General features: G+C 54.1%; 13 protein-coding genes. 5 read left to right on the forward strand and 8 right to left on the reverse strand.

What is annotated here, in order from left to right; translation table 11 throughout:
- Positions 1–14: 14 nt before the first annotated feature.
- From fliI to fliF, 4 genes are read right to left on the reverse strand one after another with little or no spacing between them, the layout of a single operon-like run.
- Entirely contained in the window at positions 15–1,385 is a 1,371-nt protein-coding gene (gene fliI, locus I6L58_RS21470; protein ID WP_088208191.1) for a flagellar protein export ATPase FliI, read from the reverse strand.
- The gene (gene fliH, locus I6L58_RS21475) at positions 1,385–2,092 is read right to left on the reverse strand and encodes a flagellar assembly protein FliH (RefSeq protein ID WP_088208192.1); all 708 of its coding nucleotides are present in this window, start codon (positions 2,090–2,092) and stop codon (positions 1,385–1,387) included. Before fliH ends, fliI begins: the two co-directional genes overlap by 1 nt.
- A complete protein-coding gene (gene fliG, locus I6L58_RS21480; RefSeq protein ID WP_006176209.1) occupies positions 2,085–3,083 on the reverse strand; it encodes a flagellar motor switch protein FliG in 999 nt (332 codons plus the stop codon). The genes fliH and fliG overlap by 8 nt, the downstream gene beginning before the upstream one ends.
- Positions 3,076–4,755 carry a flagellar basal-body MS-ring/collar protein FliF gene (gene fliF / locus I6L58_RS21485; RefSeq protein WP_088208193.1) on the reverse strand — a complete coding sequence of 560 codons (1,680 nt, stop codon included), beginning with the start codon at positions 4,753–4,755 and terminating at the stop codon, positions 3,076–3,078. Before fliF ends, fliG begins: the two co-directional genes overlap by 8 nt.
- A 228-nt stretch (positions 4,756–4,983) precedes the next feature.
- Here fliF and fliE point away from each other — a divergent pair, with 228 nt between their 5' ends.
- Positions 4,984–5,298 carry a flagellar hook-basal body complex protein FliE gene (gene fliE / locus I6L58_RS21490; RefSeq protein ID WP_088208194.1) on the forward strand — a complete coding sequence of 105 codons (315 nt, stop codon included), beginning with the start codon at positions 4,984–4,986 and terminating at the stop codon, positions 5,296–5,298.
- A gap of 75 nt (positions 5,299–5,373) precedes the next feature.
- Positions 5,374–5,787: a lipoprotein YedD gene (gene yedD / locus I6L58_RS21495; protein ID WP_088208195.1), complete on the forward strand. Its 414-nt coding sequence runs from the start codon at positions 5,374–5,376 to the stop codon at positions 5,785–5,787.
- An 83-nt stretch (positions 5,788–5,870) separates the two neighbouring features.
- Here yedD and amyA read toward each other — a convergent pair whose 3' ends face one another.
- Genes amyA through fliD form a run of 4 tightly spaced genes read right to left on the reverse strand, consistent with a single transcriptional unit; the run spans position 5,871 to position 9,634 of the window.
- On the reverse strand, positions 5,871–7,358 hold the full coding sequence (amyA, locus tag I6L58_RS21500; protein ID WP_088208196.1) for an alpha-amylase: 1,488 nt from the start codon (positions 7,356–7,358) through the stop codon (positions 5,871–5,873).
- A 52-nt stretch (positions 7,359–7,410) separates the two neighbouring features.
- Positions 7,411–7,785, reverse strand: coding sequence for a flagella biosynthesis regulatory protein FliT (fliT, locus tag I6L58_RS21505; RefSeq protein WP_088208197.1), 375 nt, complete (start codon positions 7,783–7,785; stop codon positions 7,411–7,413).
- 5 nt (positions 7,786–7,790) lie between these two features.
- Positions 7,791–8,195 (reverse strand): flagellar export chaperone FliS, encoded by a 405-nt coding sequence (gene fliS, locus I6L58_RS21510; protein WP_006176130.1) that lies wholly within the window; start codon positions 8,193–8,195, stop codon positions 7,791–7,793.
- Between the two features lie 14 nt (positions 8,196–8,209).
- Positions 8,210–9,634 (reverse strand): flagellar filament capping protein FliD, encoded by a 1,425-nt coding sequence (gene fliD / locus I6L58_RS21515; RefSeq protein WP_006176129.1) that lies wholly within the window; start codon positions 9,632–9,634, stop codon positions 8,210–8,212.
- Positions 9,635–10,024: 390 nt separating this feature from the next.
- Between fliD and I6L58_RS21520 the strand changes: the two genes are divergently transcribed.
- The 3 genes from I6L58_RS21520 to I6L58_RS21530 all read left to right on the forward strand — a co-directional run bounded on the left by I6L58_RS21520 (position 10,025) and on the right by I6L58_RS21530 (position 16,290).
- Positions 10,025–10,936, forward strand: a complete 912-nt coding sequence (locus I6L58_RS21520) for a flagellin N-terminal helical domain-containing protein (protein WP_058610159.1) — start codon at positions 10,025–10,027, stop codon at positions 10,934–10,936.
- Positions 10,937–11,064: 128 nt separating this feature from the next.
- The gene (locus I6L58_RS21525; RefSeq protein WP_088208198.1) at positions 11,065–15,237 is read left to right on the forward strand and encodes an O-linked N-acetylglucosamine transferase family protein; all 4,173 of its coding nucleotides are present in this window, start codon (positions 11,065–11,067) and stop codon (positions 15,235–15,237) included.
- 333 nt (positions 15,238–15,570) lie between these two features.
- Positions 15,571–16,290, forward strand: coding sequence for an RNA polymerase sigma factor FliA (locus tag I6L58_RS21530; RefSeq protein ID WP_042320109.1), 720 nt, complete (start codon positions 15,571–15,573; stop codon positions 16,288–16,290).
- Positions 16,291–16,322 lie beyond the last annotated feature (32 nt).

The raw sequence follows: 16,322 nt of genomic DNA on the forward strand, positions 1-16,322 counted from the left end.
GCCCTCCACCTGTGTTACACCTGCGGGAAAATCAGCTCCAGAGCCTGAAGCGAGTCTTCCCAGTCGGCGCGTTCAAAAATACCTTGTTGCAGAAACGCCTCCAGCTGCGGCCAGAGGGTAATCGCTTTATCGAGCATCGGGTCGCTGCCTTTGGCATACGCCCCGACGCTGACCAGATCGCGGTTACGCTGGAAGCTGGAGAGCAGTTGTTTGAAGTTACGCACGCGGGCGTAGTGCTTCTCGGTTATCAGGGCCGTCATTGCACGGCTGATGGATGCTTCAATATCAATAGCCGGATAGTGCCCGGCTTCGGCGAGACGGCGCGATAACACAATGTGGCCGTCGAGGATCGCGCGCGCGGAGTCGGCAATCGGATCCTGCTGGTCATCGCCTTCGGTCAGCACCGTATAAAACGCGGTAATCGAGCCACCGCCCGTAATTCCGTTCCCCGCGCGTTCAACCAGCGCGGGCAGTTTGGCAAACACCGAGGGCGGATAGCCCTTGGTCGCCGGGGGTTCACCGATGGCCAGCGCGATTTCACGCTGCGCCATGGCATAACGGGTTAAGGAGTCCATGATCAGCAGGACGTGCTGCCCGCGGTCGCGAAAATCTTCTGCAATGCGGGTGGCATATGCGGCACCCTGCATACGCAGCAGCGGGGAGACATCCGCCGGGGCGGCAATCACCACCGAGCGCGCGCGGCCCTCTGCGCCGAGGATGTTCTCGATGAAGTCTTTGACCTCGCGACCACGTTCGCCAATCAGGCCCACCACGATCACGTCGGCCTGGGTATAGCGCGCCATCATGCCGAGCAGGACCGATTTCCCCACGCCGGAACCGGCGAACAGCCCCATACGCTGACCGCGACCGACGGTCAGCAGGGCGTTGATGGGGCGAACGCCCGTATCGAGAACATGTTCAATGGCGGTACGTTGCAGGGGGTTAAACGGCTGGGTGATCAGCGCGCCAGTTTCCGTGGTATCCGGTGAGGGCAGGCCGTCGAGCGGTTTGCCGCCGCCGTCCAGCACGCGGCCCAGCAGCGCCGGGCCAAGCGGCAGCTGTTTGCCGCTCTGTAATCCGTCGCCGCTCATATTTTTGGCGTAAACCCGCGCACCGGGCAGAATGCCTTCCACCTCTTCAAGCGGCATCAGGAACAGGCGCTGGCCGTTGAAGCCGACCACTTCGCTTTCGACCTCACGCATCTCCGGCCCGTCCTGACGCTCAATCACGCAGGTGGCACCGAGCGGAAGCTGCAGGCCCGTTGCCTCAAGCACCAGTCCGGTGGCGCGCGTTAAGCGGCCATAGCGACGCACCGAGGGGAGTTGCGTAATCTTTGTCTCGAAGTTATCGAGCGTGTTCAGCCAGCGGGTGAGGCGTGCGGTCATCAGACGACTCCCGGTGCCGCCAGACGGCACAGTTCCTGCCAGCGCGTCGCCACGCTGGCATCCAGATCGCCTTCATCGGCAGAGACTTTGCAGCCCCCGTGATGCAGGGAAGGGTCGCCGCGCAGACGCCAGCCGTGCAGGCTGAGGGTCGCGCCGAGGCTCTCTTCAACGCGCTGTAAATCATCGGGGTGTACGCGCAGCTGCGGTTTGCCGCTGAACAACGGCTCCTGCTGGAGCAGACCCTGGATCTGTTTAATCAGCGCCGAGTTATCGACTACCGGTGTCTGGCCAATGACCTGGCGGGCGGCTTCCAGCGCCATCTGCATCAGGCGCGAGGCGATCAAGCTGTCCAGCGCGTCCAGGGTGTGCTGGAACTCGCTCACCAGCTGCTGCATCCGGGCATGAAGCGGCGCCTGCTGCTGGCGCGCCTGCTCCTGACCTGCTTCCAGGCCTTTCGCCAGCCCTTCCTGGTAGCCCTGTTCGTGGCCTTTCTGTCGGCCTTCGTTCATGCCCGCGTTAAAACCCTGTTCGTGCGCCTGCATTTGCAGCTGGGCCAGCATTTGCGCCCGCTGCTCTTCTTCGCTCAGTTCCGGGACATCTGCCCCGGCATCATCCTCGTCGGGCGCGGCCATGGCGGGTTTGAACTCTGCCACAGGCGGGGCCAGATCGTCAGGCGTCCAGGGCTTCCACGACAGCTCATTAGACATAGGTGTCGTCTCCGCTGCCGATCACCATCTCGCCGGTCTCTGCCAGACGGCGAACGATAAGCAGGATGGCTTTCTGTTCGTTTTCCACCTGAGACAGACGGACCGGGCCACGGTTGGCCAGATCGTCGCGCAGGATATCGGCTGCACGCTGCGACATGTTGCGCAGGAACTTCTCGCGCAGCGGCTGTTCGGCACCCTTGAGGGCAATAAGCAGCGATTCGGAGTCCACTTCCTGAAGCAGGCGCTGGATGCTGCGATCGTCCACTTCGACCAGATTTTCGAACAGGAACATCTCGTCGATGATCTTTTGCGCCAGCTCGCCATCGAACTCGCGAACCGCGGTAATGACCGCCTCTTCCTGCTGGGTTTTCATCAGGTTGATGATCTCGGCTGCGGTTCTGACGCCGCCCATTTTGCTGCGCTTGAGGTTCTGACCGTCGAGCAGGTTGTTCAGCACTTCCGTCAGTTCCGCCAGCGCGGCAGGCTGCACGCCGCCGAAGGTGGCGATACGCAGCATCACGTCGTGGCGCAGACGTTCGTCGAACAGCGCCAGAATATCGGCTGCCTGACCCCGTTTGAGGTGCACCAGGATGGTGGCGATAATCTGCGGGTGCTCGTCGCGAATAAGGTCGGCGGCACTCTGCGGCTCCATAAAGTTGAGCGTCTCGATGCCGCTGGCGGTATCGCGGGTTTCAAGAATATCTTCCAGCAGGCTGGCGGCACGCTCTTCGCCAAGCGCTTTAACCAGCACGGAGCGCAGGTAATCGTTGGCGTTGATGTTGAGCGCCGCAAACTGCTCGGCTTCCTGCTCAAACTCCGCCAGCACTTCGGTCAGCTGCTTGTTGGAGATCTGACGCACGTTCGCCATCGCGGCGCTGAGGATCTGCACTTCGCGCTGGGAGAGGTGTTTAAACACCTCCGCCGCGCGGTCTTCGCCAATGGTCATCAGCAGGATGACACTTTTATCGGTGCCCGTAAGCGTATTACTCATGTTCGTTACCCATCCACTGACGGATGACCAGCGCGACGACGCGCGGATCGTTGTCTGACATTTCGCGAATGCGCTGGCTCATCACCTCGGCACCCATACGCTGATTAGCGCGACGCTGCTGGATCTGCTCGTCTTTGCTGAGGCGAACTTCAACGGCTTCTTCCGTATCCTGACGCGTGACCTGCTGCTCTTGCGCGGCCTTCTCGGCTTCTGCACGGCGCTGGAGCTGCGGACGCACGCCCTTACGCCACAGCAGCCAGGCGACAATCAGCACCAGCAGCCAGCGGCCTGCGGACATTAGCTGGTCGATAAACGCCTGCTGTTGCCAGAACGGCAGTTCACCACCGGTTTCATCCACCGAGCTGAACGGCGAGTTCACCACGTTGAGGGTGTCGCCACGCTTCTCTGAATACCCCATGGCTTCACGGGTCAGATCTTCAATCTGCTTCATTTGCTCGGCGGTGAGCGGCAGCGGCTTGCCGTCCGGCAGCGTTTTATAGTTCACCACCACGGCAACCGACAGGCGCTGCACATCGCCCACGTTCAGCTTGGTGTGGCGGATAGTACGGTCGACTTCATAGTTTGTGGTTTCGTTACGGCTGCTGGTGCGCGGGCCTGAACTGGCCGCCGTTGAGGTGGTTTGCGCGTTGTTTTGCTGGCCGTTCTGCTGGTTCGCCGCAGGCGTAGTAATCGGCGCTGCGTTAGCCGGTGCAGGCTGGTTTGAGAGTGCGCCCGGCACGCCGCCAGGGTAAGGTCCGCCGACCTGCTCATTCTCATTAACCTGGCGCGAACGCATCACCGCCTGAGACGGGTTACCGTTCGGGCTGTACTGCTCTTCGGTCTGTTCTTTATTGGCGAAGTCGATCTGCGCGGTGACCTGCGCGTGTACGTTGCTGTTGCCGACAACCGGGCCAAGGATCGCTTCGATACGACGCTGGAGACGGCCTTCGACGTCCGCGGCGTATTTCAGCTGCGCGTCGTTCAGATCGCGACCGGCGCTATTGGACTGGGTCAGCAGGTGGCCGCTCTGATCGACCAGAGTAACGTTACCCGGCGGCAGACCGGCAACCGCGCTGGACACCAGGTGGGTCACGGCGCTGATTTGTCCTTCGTCGAGCGCGCGGCCCGGCTCGAGATTAACGGTCACGGAAGCAGAAGGGGACTTTTGTTCACGCACGAACAGGGACGGTTTCGGCATCGCCAGGTGCACGCGGGCACTCTTGACCGGACCTAAGGTTTCAATGGTGCGGGCCAGTTCGCCTTCCAGCGCGCGCTGGTAGTTCACCTGCTCGCTGAACTGACTGATACCGAATTTTTCCTGGTCCAGCAGTTCAAAACCGACCGCGCCGCCTTTCGGCAGCCCTTGCTGCGCCAGACGCAGACGCAGCTCATGCACCTTATCTGCGGGCACTTCCAGCGCGCCGCCGTTATCGGCAAAGCGATAAGGGATATTCATCTGGGTAAGCTGGGTGACGATGGCACCGCCATCCTGATCGGAAAGGTTACTGTAAAGGGTGCGGTAATCCGGGCTTTTCGCCCATAAGACCATTGCTACCAGGATCGCAATTGCGGCAGCGCCTGCCACGATCAACGGGATTTTAGGGTTCGCGCGAAGGCGGTTCATCCACTCAAGTGATTTATTTTGTGGCGCTGTCGATGCTGCTGCACTCATTGCGCACCTCTTAAATCCTGGTGGTTTACGTTATTCGTGTAGAGAAACAAAACTGACTCCCGGGTCGGCAAACACGACAAAAGTTCCATATTGATGGCACTGCCATTATTTGATGATTCGGGATTTTCTATGCGTCAAATAACCTGGTTTTTTCACGTTATTTACCGCCATTATCTTATTGACAAGCTGTTAGTCTTGACCCCGTAAAAAACCATCCAGGGGAGAGTCATGGCTATTCAGGGCATTGAAGGGGTACTCAGTCAGCTGCAGGCGACGGCGGTGTCGGCACGCAGTCAGAACGTGGCGGAACAACAGCCGGGCATCAGTTTTGCGGGGCAACTGCACGCCGCGCTTGACCGCATCAGCGAGACCCAGACGGCGGCGCGTACCCAGGCCGAGAAATTTAGCCTCGGCGAACCGGGCGTGGCGCTGAACGATGTGATGACCGATTTGCAAAAAGCATCGGTCTCCCTGCAGATGGGGATCCAGGTGCGTAACAAGCTGATCTCGGCCTATCAGGACATCATGTCGATGCAGGTGTAGCACCAACGCATCTTACGCTGGCGGCCTCAACACTTTAATGCCACAATATTTTTTTCTTCGCACGCGGGAAAGATGATGAAAAAAATAGCATTTGCTGGCGCACTGCTGGCGTTGACCGGATGTGTACAGGTCGAGAATTACCAGGACGTGATTAAGCATCCTGCTCCGGCGCAGCTGACGGGGTACTGGCAGTCAAAAGGGCCGCAAAGCAGCATGGTAAGCCCGGAGGCGATTGCCACGCTGGTGGTGACGCAGGAGGGCGATACGCTGGATTGCCGCCAGTGGCAGCGCGTTCTGGCGGTGCCGGGCAAACTGATGCTCCATTCGGATGACTACTATAATGTGACCCAAAAGCGCGATGTGTATCCGCTTGAGCTTGACGATGGCGTGCTGGAGTATGACGGCATGGAGCTTCACCGGGTTGACCGTCCAACGGTCGAGTGCGCTGATTTCCTCAGCAAACATCCGCTGGAGAGTCAGCTTCCTTAGTGTTTTTAGCCGGGTGGCGGCTGCGCCTTACCCGGCCCACAAAACCCTGGCCCGGAAGGTCTTAGCGCCACCCGGCAAAGTATTTACAACGCGTCCTCAATCACCCACACGCTGACGCTTCCGCCATTGCAGGTAAAGGTGCCTTCGCCATCCGCTGCGGTAGTCACTGTCTCTTCCCGGTTGCCAAGAAAATCACGCCAGGTTTTGTTGCCGTAGTTCTCGCCAAGGCAGATCGTCTTCTCGCCGTCATCGCCATTTGAAAGGACCACCACGCAGCCGGGGTCGTCTTCGGTTCCACTGCGGCTAAACGCAATGCAGTTGGGGTGATCGAAGAACAGGGTTTGTACCCCGTGCGCAAAACGCTGGCGGGCGAGGATCAACTCGTGAAGCTGTTCAATGACCGGCATCTCAATGTGATACGTCTCGCCGTCACCGCCGGTGTCGTCGTAGGTCGCACCGAACAAATCGGGATAGAACACGCTCGGCACGCCGTTCTCGCGCAGCAGAATAAGCGCATACGCCAGCGGTTTGAACCAGGCTTCTACCGGCGCTTCCAGCGCCTGCAGCGGCTGGGTGTCGTGGTTAGCCACCAGCGTGACGGCGTGGAACGGGTCCGTTTCAACCAGGGTGCCGGTAAAGATCTGGCTCATGTCGTAGTCGCGGCCCATGCGCGACGCTTCGTGGAAATTCATCTGCAGCGGGGCGTCGAACAGCATGGTTTTGCCTTCGACCTGATCGATATAGTTCTTCAGCGCGTCGACGTCGTGTGACCAGTATTCTGCCACCACGAACAGCGGTTTTTCCGACACTTCCTGAACGTGTTCAATCCACTCTTTATAGAACCAGGCGGGGATGTGCTTAACCGCATCCAGACGGAAGCCATCGCACTGCGTCTGTTCCATCACCCAGCGTGCCCAGTATTTGATCTCTTCGGTAACGGCACGATTGCGAAAATCGATGTTTTCGCCCATCAGGTAGTCGAAATTACCCATCTCATTATCGACCTGATCGTTCCAGCCATCGCCGGTGTAATCGTTAACGATTTTAAAGATGCCGTCTTCGTTGGGGTTTTCGATATGGTCGATGCCGCTGAAACATTTATAGTCCCAGACGAACTGCGAATACTGCCCCGCGCGAACGGGGAAGCTGTAGCGGGTCCAGGCCTCACACTCGATGATTTCATCGTCAATCTGCGTACGATCCTCCTGATTTACGCGCTGCACGCGAACAGGCTCTTTCTCGTCTGCCCCCATTTTGTGGTTAACCACCACGTCCAGCAGCACCGCAATGTCGTTGCTTTTCAGGGCGCTGATGGCCTCAAGCAGCTGGGCCTTGTCACCATATTTCGTGGCCACGCTGCCTTTCTGGTCAAACTCGCCAAGGTCGAACAGATCATACGAGTCGTAGCCCACGGAATAGCCGCCGGATGCGCCTTTATACGCCGGAGGCAGCCAGACCATATTGATGCCAATTTCATTCAGATTTGGGGCTAACGCCGTGACCTCGGGCCATAACTCGCCGCCAGTAGGGTAGTACCAGTGAAAACATTGTAACAGGGTGGGGTTTTTCATCGTCCGTGCTCCAGAAGCCGTTTGGCTGACTTCTGGAGTATGGATGAAGAAATCATAATTGTGTGTCGCGGGTCAAACTTTCCGGATAAAGAATATTCCCTGATAGCTTTCCATAGGTTGATGTTATGGATTGCTGTTTGCCTGTCTGGCCGATGAGATTGCGCAGTTCATCCATTCGGGACTGAAGCAGTGATTTAAGTTCATTCTCATTTTCGAGGATCTTTTTCAACAGGAAACGCGCTTGCTCTACTTGAGCAGGAGGGCACGACGTAATGGGATTACTGGAAATACTTTCCACCAGTTGAACGTAATGCATCTCTTGCTCAATGAGCTCATCCCACTTACCGGTATGAGCAAGATTTAGCATCGCTATGCTTTGAGCATGTAAAGCGTGCCAGTGACTAAGCGCTGCGCTGGGAATATTCATCAAAATTATCCTGAGATAGAGGACGCATTGGGGCCAATTTGCTTCCACGCATCCGCAATATTGTTTAACAGGTTTTCAACCTCAACAATTGCCTCAACGTCGTTATGCAAATTCGCAATTAATAACCGCCGAACCATATATTCATATAAAGACGCCAGATTATCTGACAGTTCTCCCCCCGCCTCCATGTTCAGCGCTGCTTTCAATCCGTTGTCGATGATATTGATTGCTTTTGAAAGCGCCAGGCCTTTCTCTGCAAGCTGTCCTGCATCAAGAAACAAGCGCGCTCGGACAAGGGCGCTGTGCGCCCCATCGAAGAGCATGACAATCAACTGGTGAGGGCTGGCATTCATCACCGCGCTTTCCACTCCTATATTTTGATAGGACTGGACACCAGAGGTGTTATACATACTTACTCCTGTATTTATGATGATTTCGTGAACTGCTGAGTCAGATAGTTCGCCGTATTGGTCATTTTCGTCATCAGTACGTCCAGCTGGGTAAACTGGGTTTTGTATCGCGCCATCGTTGCATCGATAGACGCTTCCATATCATCGTAGCGCTCACTCAGACTCTTAAGTGTTTTATTGATACCGTCTTTGGCATTCTGGATGACCCCGGTTTTACCGGCGCTGGTACTCAGCATAGAATCCAGCGTGCTGCTCATTTGGGTGGCGAGCCCGGTGGTTTTTCCGTCGCCGATAAAGTATTGCTGCACGCCGCCAGGGTTGTCTGTAAGTGCTTTTTTCAGTTTATCACTGTCAATTTTCAGGTTACCCATGGTGCCATCGCTACCTTTCGCCGGGTCCTGAGTAATACCTAACTGCGCCATAATCTGTACGGAGCCGCTCTGAACATCCGTCAACATGCTACGCAGCTGCGCCTGGATCCCACGGACATTACCGTCACCCACTAACGCCCCGTTGCTGGCAGACTGATCTTCACCCGCTTCTACAGCCACATATTTGGTAACGCTGTTGATGGTGGACTGCAGCGAGTTATACGCCGTTACCCAGTCAGAGATTGCTTTCTGGTTTGCATCGGTTGCACGGGTAATATCCAGCGTTTCGTCTGCTTTACTCTCCGCTTTGACCGTAAAGGTCACACCCGGCAGCGCATCCGAAATCGTGTTGCTCTGACGCTCGATGGTAATGTCATTCACCACCAGGACGGCGTTTTGCGCTTTCGTCTGTACGGTCAGTGCACCCGTAGCGCTTGCAGAGTCATAACCGATCGCAGCCTGTAAGGTATCGTCGCCGGTGACATTAATGCTCATCTGGCCGTCGGTACCCGTTGATTTCGACGTCAGCATCAGACGGTAGTCGCCATCTTTAGCTTTGATGACGCTGGCGGTGACGTTGCCGTTCGCTTTGTTAATCGCGCTGGCGATACCGCTCAGGGACGTGTCTGCGTCAGAGAGCTCAACTTCCAGCGGCTTTTTCGTACCAGGCTGGGTAATCGTAATGGTACGTTTAGCCCCCGTTACTTCACCCAATTTTTCAGTATTACTGGAAATAGAGCCGCTGGTCAGGACCTGCGCTTTGGCCATTTGGTTCACGTTGACCGTAAACGTGCCGGTAGACGCTTCGGTCGAGGTTGTCGCGGTAAACGCGGTATTCGTACTGCTGACAGACGTGGAGTTCCAGGTCGCAGGTTTAGCCAGCGCAGCCGTCGCAGTTTGCAGATTTGTCATGGCGCTCTGCAGCTTACCGTACGCACTTAATTGCGCGTTATAGGTCGTCTGCTGGGTTGTAATGGTTTTCAGCTTCGTTCTTTCTGCTGTATCTAACTGATTATACAAATCCCCGAGTCCTGCAGAACCTATCCCGAGGTTAGTGATAGTAGCCATAACTGTTTTCCTTAAATGCGTTGGTAGATCAGGACTCTTTATCGGCGCATTGGTGGAAAAGTTTACGCCAGAGACAAAAAAATAATCCCTGGAATAGCCACCAGAGGCGTGGGCTAATAGCTGGATTACACCTTGCGGTAAATAAAAGGGCTACTTACGGCCATGAAAGAGAAGCCGTAAATAAGCACTGACAGGAGAGGGGATTTGCTTTTGGGAGGCGTCACTGTAAAGCAGGTTTGATAAATAATTGCTTATAAATCAATAAAATGATTTTTTTTCTAAATTGATTCTAAAGTCTTTTTGGGACGCGTCGATAACCTTGATGACGGTGAGAGACGCCGTGAGTGTTAGGCACCGAAACCTAAACCCATTTTTGAAGGAATTAAAATTATGGCAGTTATCAATACTAACCTGTTGTCCCTGACTACTCAGAACAACCTGAACAAATCTCAGTCTTCCCTGGGAACTGCGATCGAGCGTCTGTCCTCTGGTCTGCGTATCAACAGCGCGAAAGATGACGCTGCTGGCCAGGCGATTGCCAACCGTATGACTGCACAAGTTAAAGGTCTGACTCAGGCAGCACGTAACGCAAACGACGGTATCTCTGTTGCACAGACTACTGAAGGCGCACTGAACGAAATCAACACCAACTTACAGCGTATCCGTGAACTGACCGTACAGGCTCAGAACGGTACTAACTCTGCGGATGACCTGGTTTCCATCAACAACGAAGTTGTTGACCGTATGAAAGAGATCAACCGTGTTGCTGGCCAGACTAGCTTCAACGGCGTGAAGGTACTGTCTACCGCTCAGACGCTGAACATCCAGGTTGGCGCGAACGATTCCGAAACTATCGGCATCTCCCTGAAGAAAATTGACTCTTCTACCCTGTTCGCTGGCAACGCCAAAATGTCTGGTATCACCGAAGGTACCACCGGTAAAGGTTCCGTTGGTATCCTGGCATCTTACTCTGCAGGTACTGCTGCAAGCGGCGCGACTGCTGCTACCGCTGCAACTGCAACCGTTGCTTCTGGCCTGCTGGCTGAAATCGACAAAGCGATCTCTGACGTTGACTCCCTGCGTTCAAGCCTGGGTGCGAGCCAGAACCGTTTCGAATCTACCGTTAACAACCTGAACAGCACCGTGACCAACATCACCGCTGCGAAGAGCCGCATTGAAGATGCTGACTACGCGACCGAAGTATCCAACATGAGCCGCGCACAGATCCTGCAGCAGGCGGGTACTTCTGTACTGTCTCAGGCTAACCAGGTTCCTCAGACCGTTCTGTCCCTGCTGCGTTAATCGCTCAGTTACAATCTGTCTAATTAAGCTAAAAAATAACGGGTATTTCACCCGTTATTTTTTTTTGTGCTTTTTATACTGAATGCCCAATCTCAGCCAGACGGTTAAACCTGGATTAATGTGCTTTTATGAAAAAATCACCCGCCAAGTCTTTTCAGAACAGTGAGCAACCCATTGATCATTCGATCAAAGAAAAAATGCGTCTTGCTGTTGAATGGCTGTCTACTCAGCCAGAAAAATCACTCAATGTAGCTAACGAATTACTCGTTGAAAACGCTACTAACTACCTGCTCTGGGTTATTGCTGCACGCGCACATCAGAGGTTGGGACAGTTTTTCCAGGCTGGCGAATGCGTTGATAAAGCGCTTAAAATTGATTCAAATAACGTTGAAGCCATCTACGCGAAATCGGACCTTTTATATCGCAGCGACCGTTTAGCAGAAGCAGAAGAATATCTGTCCACGGCGATTCATCAGGTTGAAAAAAACGCGGCCAATCCGCTGCGACTTCTTCTTGCTACGGTCTTACAGAAATCGAAAAAATATGAAGAGGCGCAGGCGCTTTATAAGCAGTTAACCGCTGAAATGCCAGGTAACTGGCTCTACTGGAATAACCTGGGGATGGTCCAACAAGACCTGAGCCAGTTCAACGAGATGGATGAGGCGTACCAGCACAGCTGTGAAGTCTCAAAAGATAACCCTACGCCCTATTTTAACCGTATCGTTGGTGCGCACTATAATCCGGAGCGCAGCGCCGAAGACATTCTTAAACTGTGTAAAAGCTGGCAGGAAAATTTCCCCCCGCGCTCGGTTAAGCGTGCGGTTGCCAAAAATAAAGCACCAGACAAGTGCCTGCGTATTGGTCTTGTCTCGGATGGCTTGCGCTTGCATCCGGTCGGGCAGATGATTGTGATGGGGCTGGAGCACATTCCCGCCTCACAGATTGAATTCTACGCCTACAGCACCAACTACCAGGAAGATCACCTGACTCACCGCTTAAAGCGCATGTGTGCCAGCTGGCGGGTCGTGGAGCATATTGGCGCTGCTGAGCTTGATAAGATTGTCCGCGAAGACGAGATTGATATTCTGTTCGACCTCTGCGGCTATAACGCCAACAGCCGTATGCAAACCTTCCAGCTGCAGCCCGCGCCGATTCAAATCAAGTGGGTAGGGGGGTTAATCAGCAGCACCGGGCTGGCCGGCATGGACTACCTGCTCAGCGACGCCATCGAAACGCCTGAATGGGCGGACTCGCTGTATACCGAAAAGTTGATCCGTATGCCGGATGACTATATTTGCTACGATCCGCCGTTCTACCTCCCGGCGGTGAGCGAAATGCCGGTTAAAACCAAAGGCTACTTCACCTTCGGCTGTTTTAATAACGCCTCTAAAATCAATGATTTTTTATTAAACCAGTGGGCGGTGCTATTGCACAGCGTGCCGGATTCCAGGCTGTTCCTGAAAAGCTTCAACTTTGATAACGAGAACTTAAAAGAGCGTGTATTGACGACCCTGGAAGGCCACGGTATCGCGCGCGAACGCGTGCGTATCGAAGGGATGGCACCGCATCAGGAGCTACTGGCCTGCTATAACGAGGTTGATATTGCCCTCGATCCCTGGCCGTACTCCGGTGGGCTGACCACCTGTGAAGCCCTGGCGATGGGCGTGCCTGTCGTGACCTTGCCGGGCCCAACCTTTGCGGGGCGTCACTCCGCCTCTCACCTGGTTAACGCGGGCCTGCAGGAACTGGTGGCCAGCGACTGGCAGAACTTTATTGATATTACCGTCGGCCTGACTCAGGACCTCAACAGCCTGGAGATTATCCGCGGCAACATGCGCGAGATTTTACTGGCCTCGCCGGTATGCGACGGCCAGCGCTTTGCGAAACATTTCTCGCAGGCAATGCGCGCCGTCTGGCAGCGTTACTGTGAAGGTAAAAAACCCGAAGCGCTGACCCTGCGCTGCGACGAGGCGCCTTATTTCCTGGATGATAACCAGCCGGTCGAACTGAAGATGCCGGCAGAGGTTGACGTTGCCGCGAGGCGAATCGAAAGTGAAGACTTCTCCTTCGCACTGGCGGGTAAGGTCATCACCATGGACTTTGGCGGCAGCTTCACAACGGGTAAGAAATTTATCAGCCTGACCGAGCTGGATTCATTCTTCTTTATCATTATGGATACCCTCGGGGTCGTCGAAGACAAACACCTGCCGCCGCGCAAAAAATCGATGCAGCACATCAAACTGCACACCTTAGGCAACGGCGAACTCACGCCGGTGTATATGTGTTTGGATAATCGGCTGAGCAGTACGCTAAAACCTCTGAACACGATGAACGCCGCTGGCGCAGAAGTTCTCGTCGAGCTGAAATCTCAGTCATCGCAGCTTGATAATATTCATGGGCTGGAAAAGGTCGATCTGTTGGTGCTGGACAACAAATTCGATCTGGCACCCGTCTTCCAGTATGGGTCGCGCATTCTGCAAGAGTGTCTGACCGTCGAAGTCAAAATTACCTTTGCGAATACTCATCAGGGCCAGATGTCCCTGGACGCGATTGGCAGCGTACTCGCGCACTCCGGCTTTAACTTCCACAGCTTTACGGACGTTGAGTACGGTGCGCCAAAAGTCTTTGCTAACGCTGAGCCTCTGGCCTCAACGCAGATGGTGTCGGCTAAAGCGATATTTATTCCGGGCGAGCACAGGCTGTGCAATCTCAGTAGTGCGCAGCATGAAAAATTAGCCTTTATTATGCATGTGGTTTATGGCCTGCATGACGTTGCGGCCACGCTGTTGCAGGCGCACTCGTCCGGGCGTGCAGAGGCTTATATTAATGAGATTTTATTTCCCCACCAGCTCACTACTGCAAAACAGCGGAAACACGGTTTACCGCAAAAGCTTGTTGTCAGCTTAACCTCCTGGCATAAGCGTTTTGCTACGCTGCAATACACCCTTCAACGTTTATTGAAACAGACCGTTAAAGCGGATCGTATTATTTTGTGGCTTGCCGAGTCGGAGCGCCATCTCGTTCCAGAAAACGTCCTTGCCTTTGCGTCGAAGGGTATTGAGATAAAATATTGCGACGATATTCGCTCTTACAAGAAAATTGTCCCGACGTTAATTGAGGAACCGAATGCCTTCATCGTGACGGCCGATGATGATTTAGCCTATCAGCCGCAATGGCTGGAAAAACTTATTGCCGGTTGGGATGGGGATTATAAAACGGTGGTTGCGCACCGGGCACATAAAATCCGTCTTGGCAGCGATAACACCCCCATTCCTTATAAAGAGTGGAAATGGAATTACTCCGTCACCACGGATCTTTCTAACCTCATTTTCCCGACCACGGGATTCGGTGCGCTTTATCCACCAAAATGCTTCCATGCTGATGTGCTCAAAAAAGAGATTTTTGAGAAATTAGCGCCTGGCGCTGACGATGTCTGGCTGTTCTGGATGTGTCGTATGAACGGAGTGAAATTTAACGTTGTTCCTGAACATATGGAATCCGAGGAATGGAAAGGAACCTCAGAAGATGGTCTGTGGCAAACTAACCTGCTGCAGGGTGAGAACGACAAGTATATTAAGAACATGATTGCCCATTATGGCTTTGCGCCGGAGGCGAAAGCGGTTATCGATCGTTCTGCGACGAAGTCCGATGATAACCGCGACTCTCAGAAAGAATCCCTGGCCTTCCGTCAGTCGGGCCAGTACTGGGACGATCGTTACCGCTTAAAAGGCAACTCCGGAGCGGGCTCTTATGGTCGCCTGGCTGACTTTAAGGCCGAGGTTATTAACGCGTTCGTGAAAGAGGAGCAGGTGAGTTCTGTGATGGAGTTCGGCTGCGGTGATGGTAACCAGTTGTCTCTCGCTGACTATCCTCGCTATACGGGTTTTGATGTTTCTGACCATGCGATACAGCTCTGCCGGAATCGGTTTAGCAACGACCCGACAAAAGATTTTTATCCGGTAGGTGACTGGACAGGGCAGCAGGCAGAATTAACCCTCTCCCTGGACGTGATTTATCATCTTATTGAAGATGAAATTTTTGAAAAGTATATGCAGACGCTTTTCTCTGCGGCATCGAGATTTGTCATCGTTTATGCCTCGAACAATGAGGAATATAACGTTTCTATCTCGAAATATGCCCAGCACGTGTATCATCGAAAATTCACGGATTGGGTCTTGAAAAACAGAGGCGAATCCTGGGAGTTACATAAGTACATACCTAATAAATATCAGTTTGATGCTAACGATCAAAACAATACGTCGTTTGCTGATTTCTATATTTTCCGTCGAGTTGATAGCTAAGACGGGGTGTTAGCGCATTTACCAGGCCTGTTAAATGCGCTGCAATGTGTTTTGAGCGTTCCTGGCGTGCAGCGAAAATCTGCACGCGAAGGACACACTATTTCGTTCGGGTCAGACGGAACGGCTTGAGTTTTAGTCCTGCTCATATGCTGCCATGTTTTATGTTAATGGCAATTTAACCCCCGCTTTTTTAGATGGTTAGCCCCGAATTGTCTGGCGCTTACCCTGGCGTTAGCCAAATAACCCACTTTTTGTTCCCTTATTCACCCGATTAAAACCCCTCCAGAATCGGATAATCATGCCGATAACTCAACTAACGCAGGGCTGTTTATCGTGAATTCACTCTATACCGCTGAAGGTGTAATGGATAAACACTCGCTGTGGCAGCGTTATGTCCCGCTGGTGCGTCACGAAGCATTGCGCCTCCAGGTGCGGTTGCCGGCGAGCGTGGAACTGGACGATCTGCTACAGGCGGGCGGTATCGGGTTATTAAATGCAGTTGACCGATACGACGCTCTGCAAGGAACGGCATTTACGACTTACGCAGTTCAGCGTATTCGTGGTGCGATGCTGGACGAGTTGCGCAGCCGCGATTGGGTGCCGCGCAGCGTTCGCCGCAACGCGCGCGAAGTGGCTCATGCAATGGGACAGCTGGAACAGGAACTGGGGCGCAACGCGACGGAAACGGAAGTGGCGGAGCGTCTGGGGATTGCTGTTGAAGACTATCGTCAGATGTTGCTCGATACCAATAATAGCCAACTCTTCTCTTACGATGAGTGGCGCGAAGAGCATGGCGACAGTATCGAGCTGGTGACGGATGAGCATCAGCAAGAAAACCCGTTACACCATTTAATGGAAGGTAACTTACGCCAGCGCGTGATGGAAGCGATTGAAGCGTTACCAGAACGTGAACAGCTGGTGTTGACCCTTTATTACCAGGAAGAGCTTAATCTCAAGGAGATTGGCGCGGTGCTGGAAGTAGGGGAGTCGCGGGTTAGCCAGCTGCACAGCCAGGCCATAAAACGCTTACGGACAAAACTGGGTAAGTTGTAGGTGATTCATTCACCTGAAAATGCCGCACAACG

Origin of the sequence: Enterobacter cancerogenus (genome assembly GCF_019047785.1) — a bacterium.
Classification (GTDB): Bacteria; Pseudomonadota; Gammaproteobacteria; order Enterobacterales; family Enterobacteriaceae; genus Enterobacter; species Enterobacter cancerogenus.

Coding starts and splice junctions, on each gene's coding strand:
- fliG (WP_006176209.1), bottom strand. CDS start 3,083: ATGAGTAATACGCTTACGGGCACCGATAAAAGTGTCATCCTGCTGATG.
- amyA (WP_088208196.1), bottom strand. CDS start 7,358: ATGAAAAACCCCACCCTGTTACAATGTTTTCACTGGTACTACCCTACT.
- yedD (WP_088208195.1), top strand. CDS start 5,374: ATGAAAAAAATAGCATTTGCTGGCGCACTGCTGGCGTTGACCGGATGT.
- fliH (WP_088208192.1), bottom strand. CDS start 2,092: ATGTCTAATGAGCTGTCGTGGAAGCCCTGGACGCCTGACGATCTGGCC.
- fliD (WP_006176129.1), bottom strand. CDS start 9,634: ATGGCTACTATCACTAACCTCGGGATAGGTTCTGCAGGACTCGGGGAT.
- fliS (WP_006176130.1), bottom strand. CDS start 8,195: ATGTATAACACCTCTGGTGTCCAGTCCTATCAAAATATAGGAGTGGAA.
- fliF (WP_088208193.1), bottom strand. CDS start 4,755: ATGAGTGCAGCAGCATCGACAGCGCCACAAAATAAATCACTTGAGTGG.
- fliT (WP_088208197.1), bottom strand. CDS start 7,785: ATGAATATTCCCAGCGCAGCGCTTAGTCACTGGCACGCTTTACATGCT.
- I6L58_RS21525 (WP_088208198.1), top strand. CDS start 11,065: ATGAAAAAATCACCCGCCAAGTCTTTTCAGAACAGTGAGCAACCCATT.
- fliE (WP_088208194.1), top strand. CDS start 4,984: ATGGCTATTCAGGGCATTGAAGGGGTACTCAGTCAGCTGCAGGCGACG.
- I6L58_RS21520 (WP_058610159.1), top strand. CDS start 10,025: ATGGCAGTTATCAATACTAACCTGTTGTCCCTGACTACTCAGAACAAC.
- fliI (WP_088208191.1), bottom strand. CDS start 1,385: ATGACCGCACGCCTCACCCGCTGGCTGAACACGCTCGATAACTTCGAG.